Origin of the sequence: Actinoplanes sp. NPDC024001, assembly GCF_040638955.1 — a bacterium.
GTDB lineage: Bacteria > Actinomycetota > Actinomycetes > Mycobacteriales > Micromonosporaceae > Actinoplanes.
On sequence record NZ_JBEZZB010000231.1, the window covers coordinates 1 to 12,789 of the forward strand.

The window sequence follows — 12,789 nt, forward strand, 5'->3', positions numbered from 1 at the left end:
GGTCGGCCGGCTCGCCGTCGGCGGGGTCGGCGGCAGCACCCGCCGGGCCGCCGCGGTGTCGGTCGTCGTCGCGCTCGGCGTCACGCTGATCGCCGGGGTGCTGGTCGGCGGCGCCTCGATCCGGGTCCTCACCGACCGGGAACTGGCCGCCTCCGCCCCGGCCGACTTCGAGCTGACCTCAGCCGAGGGCGGGCCGCTGCCCGCCGGCGCCGCCGAACGGGCCGGAGCGGCCGCCGAGCTGACCCGGGTCACGCCGTACCGGCGGCTGGCCGCGGCCAAGGTCGGCGGGCTGGAGGACGCCGGCGCCACCGACCTGTCGCTGACCGCCCTGCCCCGGCTCGCCGACCTGGACACCACCTCGGGCTCGGCCGGCGACCTCGGACCGGGCCGGGTCGTTCTCGCCCGCTACGTCGCTGACCTGGAAGGTCTCGCCGTCGGCGACACGACCGTGGTCAGCTCCGGCGGCAAACAGGTCCGCCTGACGGTCGCCGGGGTGTTCGCCGACATGGCCCCGCTGCACACCGGCGCGGTGCTCGACCCGGCCGACCTGACCGCGCTCGGCGCGCCGGCGGCGCCGACCGGCCTGCTCGCCGACGCGGCGCGCGGCGGCGAGGACGGCCGCACCGACGGGCTGCGGGTGCTGCGGGCGGCCACCGGCGGGCAGCCGGGGTACGGCGTGGCGGTTCTCGCCGACCAGCGGGACCAGATGAACACCGCGCTGACGCTGCTGCTGGCGATCGCGGTCGGCCTGGTCGGGCTCACCGTGCTGATCGCCGTGGTGGGTGTCGGCGCCACCACCGCGCTGTCGGTGGTGGAACGGGTCCGCGAGTCCGGCCTGCTCCGGGCGGTCGGGATGTCCCGCGGCGGGCTGCGCGCCATGCTCACCACCGAGTCCGCCCTCTACGGGGTGATCGGCGCCGCGCTCGGGCTGCTGCTCGGCGTCCCGTACGCCTGGCTGGCCCTGCAGGCCACCGGCCTGACCATGCCGCTCAGCGTGCCGGTGTGGCAGCTGGTCGCGGTGTTCGCGGTGCTGGTCGCGCTGACCGCCCTGGCCGGCGTGCTGCCGGCGCGCCGCGCCGCCCGGGTCAGCCCGGTGACCGCTCTCGGCACGGACTGATCACCACGTGTGTGGATTTCGGGTGCGTACCGTGCCCGAAATCCACACACCGATAACGATTGCTGGACGCGGTCCAGACATCGATCGGACGGTCCGGTAGCGTTCACGCCCGCAAGACTGGCGATCAAGCGGGGGACTTGGATGCAGCGACGGTTGGCGATCGGAATCGGCACGGCGGTCGCCGTGCTCGCCGCGGGCGGTGGAGTCGCGGTGCTGACCCTCACCTCCGGCGCGGCGGACAGGGCGGCGGCGCAGGAGCAGGTCACGGTCCTGCCGCCGGACCCGCAGGCGGAACCGCCGCGGATCAAGACCGACCTGCAGAGCGTGGACGTCGCCGGCTCCGGCGCCGGCGGTTCCGCCGAGCTGCCGCAGCGCGAGACGAAACCGTTCAGCCTGCTCGGCGTCAGCTGGTCGGACCCGAAGGACGCGCCGAAGGGCGACATCGAGGTCCGCACCCGCAGCGTCAAGACCGGCAAGTGGTCCGCCTGGCAGACGCTCGACCGGCGCGACAGCGGCGCGGACGGCGAGGAGGCCGCCGCGCCGAACCGGCGCGGGGTCACCGAGCCGCTCTGGGTCGGCCGGTCCGACGGCGTCGCGGCCCGCCTCGGCGGGAAGGGCGCCGGCCTGCCGGCCGGGCTGCGCCTGGAGCTGATCGACCCGGGCAGCGAGCCCGGCGGCCGCGGCGGTGGCGAGCCGGTGCCGAGCACCTCGGCCGAAGCGCCGGCCCCGGAGGCGCCGGAGGGCGAGGACGTCGTGCCGCCGCCCGCCCCGGAGATCGGCGCCGACCCGGAGGAGGAGACCGAGACCGGCGCCGAGCCCGGCACCGGCACCGGCACCGGCTCCGAGGGTGAGGCGCCGGTGCAGGCCCCGCCGCCGGCGAAGCCGCCCGCGGCGGCCACGAGCACCACCACGACCAAGCCCGCCACCACCACCTCGGCCACCACCAAGCCGACCACCGTGCTGCCGGTGCCGACCTCCACCGTGCCGATCAAGGCGCAGTTCCCGAGCTACTACAGCCGCAAGTCGTGGAGCGCGGACGAGACCATCGTCAAGTCGGTCTCGCTCGCCAGCGAGGTGAAGGTGGTCTTCCTGCACCACACCGCGCACACCGCGAAGGCCAACGACTACGAGTGCGCCGACGCGCCCGCGATCATCCGGGCCATCCAGTCGTACGACGTGAAGGTCGACGGGTTCTCCGACATCGGCTACAACTACCTGGTCGACAAGTGCGGCCGGCTCTACGAGGGCCGCCGGGGCGGCGTGGAGAACGCGGTGGTCCCGGCCGCCATCATCGGCTTCAACTCGGGCTACGCGCACGTCGCCGTGATCGGCAACTACGACACCGCCGCGTCGAACACCGCGATCGAGCGGGTCGTCGCCCAGCTCGCGGCCGCCCGCCTCGGCAAGTACGGCTACAACGCGACCAGCAAGGCGACGGTCAAGGCCGGCGCGACGCACGGCGGGCGTACGGCCGGCGAGCGGGTCACCCTGAACCGCCTCTCCGGGCACCGCGACGCGCACGCCACCGCCTGCCCGGGCAAGAACCTCTACGCCCGGATGACGGCCATCCGCAACCTGTCCCAGGAGATGATCACCGGGATGGCGCTGCGGTCGGTGACCGGCGGCGGCAGCGCCGGCGGCGCCTGGTACGTCAAGAGCCGCGCCACGCTCACCTGGTCCATGAGCACCCCGGCGGCGCGGGTGAGCCGGATCGAGGTCCAGGTCGACGGCAGGACCACCGGCACGCTGGCCGGCTCCGCGCGGGCCGCGTCGGTCAACCTCACCCCCGGCAAGCACTCCGTCGTGATCCGGGCGGTGCACACCTCCGGCTCGACGGCCCGGCTGGCCGCCACGATCTGGGGTGACGCCACCGCGCCGTCCACGCCGGGCCGGCTCGGCGTCAGCCTGCGCACCGGCGCCGTCAGCAAGTCCGCCGTCCCGGTGACCTTCAACTTCGTGGCGTCCGACAACGTCCTGCTCGGCGGGTACGTCTTCAACCGCCCGAAGTCCGGGTCGGCGTCCGGGACCGCCCGCTCGTGGGCCACCACGGTCCGCACCGGCGCCTCCACGTACACGGTCACCGCCCGGGACGCCGCCGGCAACTACAGCCGGGCCGCCTCGGTGTCGCGCAGCGTCGTGCTCAAGAGCGAGGGCTCGGCGACGAAGACCGGCAGCTGGACCAAGAAGACGGGCGGCGGCTACCTCGGCGGCAAGGCGCTGCTGGCGAAGACCAAGAACCGGAAGCTGACCTGGAAGTTCACCGGCCGGTCCGCGGCGCTGCTGTTCACCAGGAACAAGGCTTCCGGCAAGGTCGCCATCTACCTGGACGGCAAGAAGGTCAAGACCGTCGACCTGAAGTCGCAGAAGACCCTGAACCGGCAGGCCGTGTGGGCGCGGGACCTGACCTACGGCAAGCACACGATCGAGATCGTGGTGCTCGGTACCTCGGGCCGGCCCACCGTCATCTCGGACGGCCTGGTCTATCTGAAGTGAGCCTCAACCGGAGCGGCGGCTCTGACCGCGCCGCTCCGGTCCGGTGTACTCGTCCGCGGGCGGGAGGGTGAACCAGAAGGTCGCCCCCCGCCCTTCGGCGCTCTCCGCCCAGATCTCCCCGCCGTGCCGCTCGACCGCCCGGTGCACGGTGGTCAGGCCGATCCCGGTGCCCGGGAATTCCCGCGCGTCGTGCAGCCGGGCGAACGGCCGGAACAGCTGACCGGCCTGCTCGGCGGGGAAGCCGGCCCCGTTGTCGCGCACGTAGTAGCGCTCGTCCTCGCAGCCGATCTCGACCGCCGGGTGCTCGACCTTGCGGCTGAACTTCACCGCGTTGTTGATCAGGTTCTCCAGGATCACCCGGACCAGGCCCTCGTCGGCGTCGGCGGTCATCCCCTCCCGTACGGTGAAGGCCACCTGCCGGTCCGGCTCGCGGGCCGCGACGTCCGCGATCACCTGGTGTGCCGTGCCGGTCAGGTCGAACTTGGCCCGGCGCAGCTCGCCGCGGCTGGCGCGGGCCAGGATCAGCAGCGACTCCACCAGGTCCGCCATCCGCATCGCGGCGGCGTGCACCCGGGTCAGCCGGTGCCGGGTCACCTCGCCCAGCGGCTCGCCGTCCTCCTCCAGGATGTGCTCGGCGAAACTGGTGATCACCTGGAGCGGGCCGCGCAGGTCGTGCGAGACCGAGCCGGAGAAGGCCTCCAGCTCCCGGTTACGCCACTCCAGCTCCTCCACCAGCGCGGCGCGGGTCTCGGCGAGCTGGCGGGCGGCGCGTTCCTCGGCGGCGTCGAGCTCGCGGCGCATCAGCTCCTCGCGGATCCGGCGGGCCTCGTCGTGCGACTGCTTGCGGCGGATCTGGGCGCGGACGTGCACCCGCAGCCCTTCCGGGATGTCGATGCGGCGCACGTAGTCGTCGGCGCCGGCGGACAGGCAGTCCAGCATCGCGTGCTCGTCACCGGTCACGATCACCGGCAGGTCGCCGATCTGTGGCACCTCCCGGATCCGGCGGCAGGCGGCCCGGGCCTCCTCGACGTCGTCCTCGAACCCGACCACGATGCAGTCCGCGGCCTGCTCGGTGAGCAGTTCCAGGGCATCGTCGACGGCCGGGGAGACCACGATGTCGTACCCGTCCGGGCGCAGGGCGTCGGCCCACACGACCTGGTCGTCCCGGTTCGGCGTGACGATCATGACCTTGCCCGGGCCGTGCAGGCTGCCGATCACCTCGATCGGCAGCTGCTCGGCGCTCTGCCGCAGCACCGCGGCCAGCTTGGCCAGCACCACCGCGAGGTCCTGCTGCTTGCGGACGAACGCGTCGGCGCCGGCCTCCAGCATCTGCATCTCGGTGGCGTAGTCGTCGGCGGCGGTCATCAGGATGCACGGGGTGTCGCGCAGCGCCGCGTCCAGGCGCACCCGGCGGATCACCGTGGCGCCGTCGATGCCGGGCATCACCCCGTCGACGATCACCGCGTTCGGCCGCCGGTCGGCCGCCATCCGCAGGCCCTCCTCGCCGCTGGCGGCGGTCAGCACCGCGTAACCCTCCGGTTCGAGCAGGTCGCGCAGCTGCTCGCGAAACGTCAGGCTGTCGTCGATGACGAGCACGCTGGTCCGGTCGGTGCCCTGGTCGGCCGGTTCGCCGAGCAGCTGCCGGGTCCGGGCCACCACGTAGCCGGAGTCGTACGGCTTGCCCACGTATTCGTCGGCGCCGGTGCGCAGCCCGGCGAGCCGGTCGCCGACCTCGCTCTCGCTGGACAACAGCATGGTCACCACGTCGCCGCGGCCCGGTGTGCCGCGCAGCTCGCTGAGCAACTCCAGGCCGTCCGCGTCGGGCAGCAGCACGTCCAGCACCGCCGCGTCGAACACCGCGGTGGCGAACGCCGAGCGGGCCTCGGCCCCGGTGGCGCACAGGATGGTGGCGAACCCCTCGTCGGAGAACGCCTCGTGCAGGTCCATCCGCACGGTCAGGCTGTCGTCGACGATCAGCACGGTCGGGCTCATCGGCGCACCACCACCGGGTGCAGGTCGGCCAGGCGGGCGGCCATCCGGCCGGGCGGCAGCACGTAGACCGCCGCGCCGAGCAGCGCCGCCTCCCGGGGCATGCCGTAGACCGTGCAGCTCGCCTCGTCCTGGGCGAAGGTGACCGCGCCGCGGCTGCGCATCTGCAGCAGCCCGGAGGCGCCGTCGCGGCCCATCCCGGTGAGCAGGCAGCCGGCCGCGGCGTTGCCGAACTCGGTCGCCACCGACTCGAAGAGCACGTCCACCGCGGGCCGGCAGGAGTGCCGGGGTGGGCCGTCGCTGAGCCGCAGCAGGTGGTCGCGCACGTAGAGGTGCCGGTCCGGCGGGGCGAGCAGTACCTGCCCGGCGACCCGGCTGATCGCGACGCCGTCCGACGCGTAGCGCACGTTGCGGCCGGTCTGCCCGGCCAGCCAGTCGGAGAACGCGACCGCGAACTGCTCGCTGGCCGCGATGTGCTGCACGCAGAGCACCGGCGTCCGGAAGTTCGGCGGCAGCTCGCGCAGGAACTCGGTGAGCGCGGCCGGCCCGCCGGTCGAGGCGCCGACCGCCACCACACCGAGCGTCTCGGTCAGCGGGGCCGGTGGGGGTGCCGCGGGCACCGGGTCGACCCAGTTGCGCCGGTCCAGCCGGCCGTCCAGCCGGGCCCGCGGGTGGGTGATCACCCGGATCCGGGCCACCATCCGCAGGGTGGCGCGCAGCCGCTGCGACCAGTCCGCGTCCGAGTCGTCGCCGCGCGGTTTCTCCAGCACGTCCACCGCGCCGGCGGCCAGCGCGTTGTAGGTGCTGAACAGCTCCTGCCGGTCGGCGGAGGAGACCACCAGGATCGGGGTCGGATGCTCCGCCATGATCTGCTCGGTGGCGGCCAGCCCGCTGATGCCGGGCAGCATCATGTCCATGGTGATCACGTCCGGCCGCAGCCGGGCGGTCATCTCCACCGCGCGCAGGCCGTCGACCGCTTCGCCGACCACCTCCAGCTGCGGGTCGGGAGCAAGCGCCTCACGCAGGTGGCCGCGCATGGTCGCGGAGTCTTCGACGATGAGTACTCGCGTCATGAGCGCACCACCAGCCGCCGGATGTGGTTGAGGAGCTCTTCCTGGTCGAACTCGCCCTTGATCACGTACGCCGAGGCGCCGAGGGCGCGTCCCCGGTCCCGGTCCTCCGCGGAGGACCGGGAACTGACCAGGATGGCCGGCACCCCGGCCAGCTCCGGGTCCGCCCGGGTGCGCTCGACCAGGGTGAACCCGTCGATGCCGGGCATGTCGATGTCGGAGAGGATCAGGCCGTAGCGGCGGGTCCGGGCGCGTTCCAGCGCCTCCTCGCCGGACGCGGCCAGGTCCACCTCGTAGCCGGCCGACTCCAGGATGCTGCGCTCCAGCATCCGGGTGGTCAGCGAGTCGTCGACGACCAGGATCGGCAGCGGCGCGGCGACCGCTGACGTCCCCGGGCGGGCGCCGGAGACGTGACCGCGCAGCACCTCGGCGGCCAGCCCCTGCGGGTCCAGGACCAGGCGCGGGTTGCCGTCGGCGTCCACCGACACGCTGCCGATCACCGGGGTGGTCGGCGCCAGGTCGGGCAGCGGGCGGGCGACCAGGGCGGAGGTGCCGGCCAGCCGGTCCACCCCGACCGCCACCGCGCCGTCGTCGCTGTTCACCACGACCGCGGCGCCGGGGCTGGGGGAGTCGGGGACGGTGCTGCCGGCGTACAGGGCCTCGGCGAGCGGCATGAAGGGGGCGGTGCTGCCGTCGTACAGGATCCGGCCGGTGCCGGCGGCGGTGGCCGCCTCCGCGGCACTCAGCCGGACGCAGCCGCGCACCGCGTCCAGCGGCAGGGTGGCGACCGTGCCGCTCACCTCGACGTTCAGTCCGGTCATGCTGAGCAGGGCGAGCGGGATGGTGAGCTCGACCGTGGCGCCGGCGCCGGGGCTGCTGCGGACCGTCACCTCGCCGTGCAGTTGCGCGGCCACCTCGCGGACCGCGTCCATGCCGATGCCGCGCCCGGCGACCTCGGTCACCTCCGGCGAGGTGCTGATCCCGCCGCGCAGCACCAGGTCGAGCAGCTCGTCGGTGTCCGGCGGGCGGGCGCTGGGCCCGAGCAGCCCGCGGGCCTGGGCGGTGCTGCGCAGCGCGTCCAGGTCGAAGCCGCGCCCGTCGTCGGCGCACCGGAACACCGCCCACCGCCCGCGCCGCTCCACCTCGACGGCGACCGTCCCCTCGGCCGGTTTGCGGGCGGCCACCCGGTCCGCCTCGGGTTCGATGCCGTGCACCACGGCGTTGCGCACCACGTGCAGGAACGCCCCGCTGACCGGGCCGAGCAGGTGGGCGCCCATCCGGATGTCGGCGCCGTACGCCTCGAACTTGACCCGCTTGCCCTGGGCCTCGGCGGCGTCGCGCACCGCCCGCCGCAGCGCGGTGAAGATCGTCCCGGCCGGCACCAGCCGCAGCCCCTCCGCCTTGGCCCGGACGTCGTCCAGCTCCCGTTCGACCTGGTCCACCGCGTCGGTGAACCGGCGTCCCGCCGAACCCAGCTCCCGGGCGAGGCGTTCGGCCGCCGCCCGGGTGGTGGCGGCCGGCGCCGACCGGCCGGCCCGGAGCTGATCGGCCAGCGTCACCGCCGAGCGGTGCAGCCGCTCCATCGCGTCGCAGCCGTTGCGCAGCGGCGCCATCCGGGCGTTGGCCACGCTGATCGCGTCGAGCAGCTCGTCCAGGTCCGCGGTGGCCGCCCGGGGCGCCACCGGCACCTCCACGACCGGCGGGGCCTCGCTGACCTCGGTGTCCGGCACGGCGGACGCCGGTTCCGCGGTGGCCGCCGGCGGTGGCGGTGGTGACTCCAGGGCGCTCACCTGCGCCGCGATCTCGTCGTTGAGACGCAGCAGCTCCCGCATCTCCTCGGCGGCCAGCGCGCCGGCGCCGGTGCGGTGCGGGACCAGGACCTCCTCGAACGCGTGCGCCCGGTCGGCGATCTCCTTCTGCTTCACCACCCGGGCGGCGCCCTTGAGCGTGTGCGCGGCACGCAGCAGCCGCGCCACCGGCTCCGGGCCGGGACGCTGGTCCAGGTCGAGCACCCCGGCGCTGATCTGGTCGACCAGATCCCGGGCCTCCACCCGGAAGTAGCGCAGCGGGTCCCGGGCCTCGGCCATCAGAGCGTGCCCCTCATCGCCGGGCGGTGCCCACCAGCTCCAGCAGGTCGCCGGAGAGGGTGGAGAGGTGGGCGGCGGTCTGCTTGGTCTGCACCGCGCTCGCCTCGGTCTCGCGCGACACCCGGGCGGTGTCCGAGGCGGCGACGTTGACCTGCTCGACCGCGGTGGTCTGCTGCTTGGTGGAGAGCTCGATCTCCCGGGTGGCGTCGTTGGTGGTGGCGACCAGCTGCACGATCTCCCGGAACGAGTTGGTGGCGTCGTCGAACTGCCGGGCGCCGGCGTCCACCGCCTTCGCGCCGATCTCGGTCGCCATCACCGTGGTGTTCACCGCGCCGCGGACGTCGTCGATCAGCGCCCGGATCTCCTTCGCCGACGCCGCGGTCCGGTCGGCCAGCTTGCGGATCTCCTCGGCCACCACGGCGAACCGGCGGCCCCACTCACCGGCGCCGCTGGCCTCGATGGTGGCGTTGATGGCCAGGATGTTGGTCTGCTCGGCCAGCTCCGACACCAGGTCCACGACCAGGCCGATCTGCTGCGACTTCTCGCCCAGCGCCAGCATGTGCTGCACGATCTGGTCGACCTGGGCGCGGATCGCGGCCATCGACGCCCGGGTCTGGTCGATGGTTGAGTCGCCGTTGCGGGCGGCCGCCTCGGTCTCCTCGGCGATCTTCGACACCCGCTGGGCGGTCTCCGCGATCTGCCGGGAGGTGATCAGCAGCTCGCTGATCGTCGTGGTGATCTCGCTCATCGCGCTGGCCTGGTCGCGCCCACCGTTGACCTGCTGCGCGGCCGCCGCCTCCAGCTGTGCCGAGGAGCTCTGGATGTGCCCGACCGCGGCGCCGACCTCGCGGCGCAGGTCCCGGCTCAGCCGCCAGGCCACCATGATCGCGCTGATCGTGGTCAGCACGCCCAGGCTGATCACGACCGCGATGGCGATCTTGGCGCGCTCGGACGACTCCTGCCGGGCTGCCTCGACGTCGGCCTGGACCCGCTCGACGAGCGCGGTCAGCGCCGCCTCGAGCTGCTCGCGCACCGGCTTCGCCAGCTGGTCGTTGAGCCGGGCCGCGTCAGCGATGTTGTTGATCGAGGCGCGGCGGGCCATCACCGTGGAGACCACTGCCGCGTGCGCTTCCTCGGCCTTCTCCACCTCGTCGAGCATCGCCGCCGCCTCCCCGCCCAGCGAAGCCCGCAGATCCGCGAGCTCGCTGCGGAAGTCGGTGCGGTTGGCGGCGGTCAGCTCGGCGTACTCCTCGGTGCCGTAGAGCAGGTAGGCCCGGAAGTTGGCGAGCCTGGTCTCCAGGATGCGGCCGGTGCGCTCGGCCCGGGTCAGATCCCGGGAGGCGGCCACGATCGCCTCGTCCTTCGCGTTCACCACGAAGATCAGGCCGACGACCGAGGTGATGATCGAGAGTAGGGTGAGGGCGACGGTCAGGGTGACCCCGACCGCCAGCTTTCTGCCGTAGGTGCGTCCGGCCATCATCAGGACTCCTCGGGGGCGAGCGGGTGCCCGGCCAGCTGATGGACCAGGGCACGGGTGGCCGGCACGTCGATGATCGGCCGGTTGCCGTCCGGCAGACGGACCATCCCCTGCAGGTAGCCACGCGGCCCGGCGCCGTCGGCGAGACCGCCGGCCACGTCCGAGACGGAGACCCGCAGGTGGTGGTCGAGCTGGTGGAAGGCGAGGGCGAGCGGGGGTGAGCCGGCGGTCAGCACCAGCCAGCGGGGCCGCTGCGCGATCGGGTGCCCGAGCAGCGCGGCCAGGTCGTAGACCGGCACCACCGTCCCGGCGAACCCGGCCACCCCGAGCAGGGCGCGCAGCGTGGTGGGCAGCGCGGTGACCGGGCGGTCCGGGTGCACCCCGGAGGTCTGCGACAGCCGCAGCGCGTACGGCCGGTCACCCACCCCGATCGCCAGCAGCTCGATGCTCTCCTCGTCGAGGACCCGGGCCGGCTCGGCGAACGAGCGGTCGAAGTCCTCCCGCAGCTGGGTCACCCGGTCGGCGACGGTCCGCGCGTTCACCGCCGCACCCCGCACGCCTCCAGCTCGGTGCGGCACAGCGTGCTCAGCGCGAGCCGCCCGAAACCGCCGCCGAACAGGGTGATCCGCTCGTCGTCCTCGCGCAGCAGGAGCTCCAGGGCGGGCTCCAGGTGGGCTGCCGCGCCCCGGTCGTCGCCGCGCCGGCGGGCCAGCAGCCCCATCCGCAGCCGCGGCATCGCGAACGCCGGATCGAGGTAGGCGGCCAGCCGGTACTGCCCGGCCGCCTGCTCCGCGCAGTCCAGCTCGTGGCAGACGCCGAGCAGGTGGTGGGCGTCCGGGTGCGGTCCGCCGATGTCCATCAGGTTATGGGCCGCGGCCCGGGCCTCGGCCAGCCGGCCCAGTTGCGCCAGCAGCACGCCGCGCAGCAGCAGCTCGCGTACGCCGTCCGGATGGCGCGCGTCGAGCAGGTCGAGGGCGTCGGCGAACCGGTCGTCGCGCATCAGCCCGAGCGCCCGCGGGTGGACGTCGTCCTCGTGGCGCGGGGCGGGCCGGGCCGGCGGGGCGGAGCGGGGCGCCGGCCGGGGTGGTGGCGCGGGGCGCGTCTCGGGTCGGCGGTAGTAGACGGTGCCCGCGTCGTAGAGCATCTCCAGGCCCTCGGGATGGCTGCCCAGCGAGTCGGTGTGGCCGAGGAAGAGGTAGCCGCCCGGCGCCAGCGCCCGGGTCATCCGCCCGGTCAGGCCGGCCGCGGTCTCCCGGGTCAGGTACATCAGCAGGTTGCGGCAGAAGATCACGTCGTACCGGCCGGGCTGCCACAGCTGCGGGTCGTCGGTGGCGACGTTGTGCTCGGCGAACCGGACCGTGCGCGCGACCTCGTCGATCACCGTGTACCCGTCGCCGGACTGCCGGAACCAGGCGCCGACCGTCGCCTGCGGGGTCTCCCGCAGCGACCACGACGAGTAGGTCGCCGCCCGCGCCTTGGCCAGCATCTGCCGGTTCGCGTCGACACCCACCACCGACACGATCCAGTCGGCCGCCGGGCGGGCCCGGACGGCCATGATCGCCAGCGAGTACGCCTCCTCGCCGGACGAGCAGCCGACCGAGAGCAGCCGCAGCACCCGCTGCCCGGCCCGCGCCTCGATCCGTTCCGGCAGCACCCGGTCGGAAAGCACCCGGAACTGGTCGCCGTGCCGGAAGAAATAGGTCTCGGTGATGCTGAGCGCCTCGGCCAGCTCCGCGGTCTCCGCGGCCCAGCGCCGGCCGCCCAGCCGGTCCAGGTAGTCGCGCACGCTCAGGCCGTGCGCCGCGGCCCGCTCGTCCAGCACGGTCATCGTCTGCCCGCCGTCGGTGTCGGCGAACGTCCAGCCGAGCCGCCGCTGCAGCAACTCCCGGAACCGGGCCAGCTCGGCGCCGCTGATCATGCGGTGCCCCCTCTCGGCATGCCGTGCCGCGCGGTGCGGGCGGTCACGCCGCGGCCTCGGCCGCGCCGCCGGCCGCCTCCCACACCGCGTCCGGCACCGCGCGGATGCTGCGCAGCAGCAGCAGCGGGTCCGTTCCGACGGTGCCGACCGCGGCGATCAGCGCCTTCGTCACGCCGGTGAACAGCGCGGCCGGCCCCTCCGGGGGCGCCACGTCGATGCGCCGGACACCCAGCACCGGCCCGGTCGCGCAGGCCACCGGCCCGCGCCCGGCCTGCACCGCGACATAACGGGAGATCTCCCCATCGACCCCGGTCAGCAGCCGGGTCACATCGATCACCGGCGCGGGCGCGCCTCGCAGGATCGTCAAACCGCGGACGTACGGCGGAGTGCCGGCCAGCGGACGGGTCGGCAGCGGGCGCATCGTCTCGACGACCTCGTCCAGCGGCAGCGCGCAGTAGAGCGGGCCGGCGCGGAAGACCAGCGCGATGACCCCGGCGCCGGTCGCCGGGGTCAGCAAGTCGCTGTGCCCCACCACGGGCTCAGGCTAGCCAGGATTCGTCCCGGTTTCATGAGCTTCGCTCAACTATGTGCCCGCCCCGTGGGTGCGGCAGTCCCGGCGCGCGGCCGCCCGTCCGCGC

General features: G+C 74.2%; 9 protein-coding genes. 2 read left to right on the plus strand and 7 right to left on the minus strand.

Annotated features, from left to right (window positions below; translation table 11 throughout):
- Window positions 1-1,117, plus strand: a 1,117-nt coding sequence (locus AB0F81_RS46885; protein ID WP_360210147.1) for an ABC transporter permease, incomplete at its 5' end; no start/stop codon positions are given.
- A 153-nt stretch (window positions 1,118-1,270) separates the two neighbouring features.
- Window positions 1,271-3,610, plus strand: a complete 2,340-nt coding sequence (locus AB0F81_RS46890; protein ID WP_360210149.1) for an N-acetylmuramoyl-L-alanine amidase — start codon at window positions 1,271-1,273, stop codon at window positions 3,608-3,610.
- Window positions 3,611-3,613: 3 nt separating this feature from the next.
- On the opposite strand, the gene AB0F81_RS46895 is transcribed toward AB0F81_RS46890, so the two are convergent.
- From AB0F81_RS46895 to AB0F81_RS46925, 7 genes are read right to left on the minus strand one after another with little or no spacing between them, the layout of a single operon-like run.
- Window positions 3,614-5,602 carry a response regulator gene (locus AB0F81_RS46895; RefSeq protein WP_360210151.1) on the minus strand — a complete coding sequence of 663 codons (1,989 nt, stop codon included), beginning with the start codon at window positions 5,600-5,602 and terminating at the stop codon, window positions 3,614-3,616.
- Complete coding sequence (gene cheB / locus AB0F81_RS46900; protein WP_360210153.1) at window positions 5,599-6,672, minus strand: chemotaxis-specific protein-glutamate methyltransferase CheB; 1,074 nt, start codon at window positions 6,670-6,672, stop codon at window positions 5,599-5,601. The genes AB0F81_RS46895 and cheB overlap by 4 nt, the downstream gene beginning before the upstream one ends.
- Window positions 6,669-8,756 (minus strand): response regulator, encoded by a 2,088-nt coding sequence (locus AB0F81_RS46905; protein ID WP_360210155.1) that lies wholly within the window; start codon window positions 8,754-8,756, stop codon window positions 6,669-6,671. Before AB0F81_RS46905 ends, cheB begins: the two co-directional genes overlap by 4 nt.
- A 13-nt stretch (window positions 8,757-8,769) precedes the next feature.
- Window positions 8,770-10,236 carry a methyl-accepting chemotaxis protein gene (locus tag AB0F81_RS46910; RefSeq protein WP_360210157.1) on the minus strand — a complete coding sequence of 489 codons (1,467 nt, stop codon included), beginning with the start codon at window positions 10,234-10,236 and terminating at the stop codon, window positions 8,770-8,772.
- Window positions 10,236-10,775: a chemotaxis protein CheW gene (locus tag AB0F81_RS46915; protein WP_360210159.1), complete on the minus strand. Its 540-nt coding sequence runs from the start codon at window positions 10,773-10,775 to the stop codon at window positions 10,236-10,238. Before AB0F81_RS46915 ends, AB0F81_RS46910 begins: the two co-directional genes overlap by 1 nt.
- Window positions 10,772-12,151 carry a CheR family methyltransferase gene (locus AB0F81_RS46920; RefSeq protein WP_360210161.1) on the minus strand — a complete coding sequence of 460 codons (1,380 nt, stop codon included), beginning with the start codon at window positions 12,149-12,151 and terminating at the stop codon, window positions 10,772-10,774. Before AB0F81_RS46920 ends, AB0F81_RS46915 begins: the two co-directional genes overlap by 4 nt.
- Before the next feature lie 43 nt (window positions 12,152-12,194).
- Window positions 12,195-12,686, minus strand: a complete 492-nt coding sequence (locus AB0F81_RS46925; RefSeq protein WP_360210163.1) for a chemotaxis protein CheW — start codon at window positions 12,684-12,686, stop codon at window positions 12,195-12,197.
- Window positions 12,687-12,789: the final 103 nt, after the last annotated feature.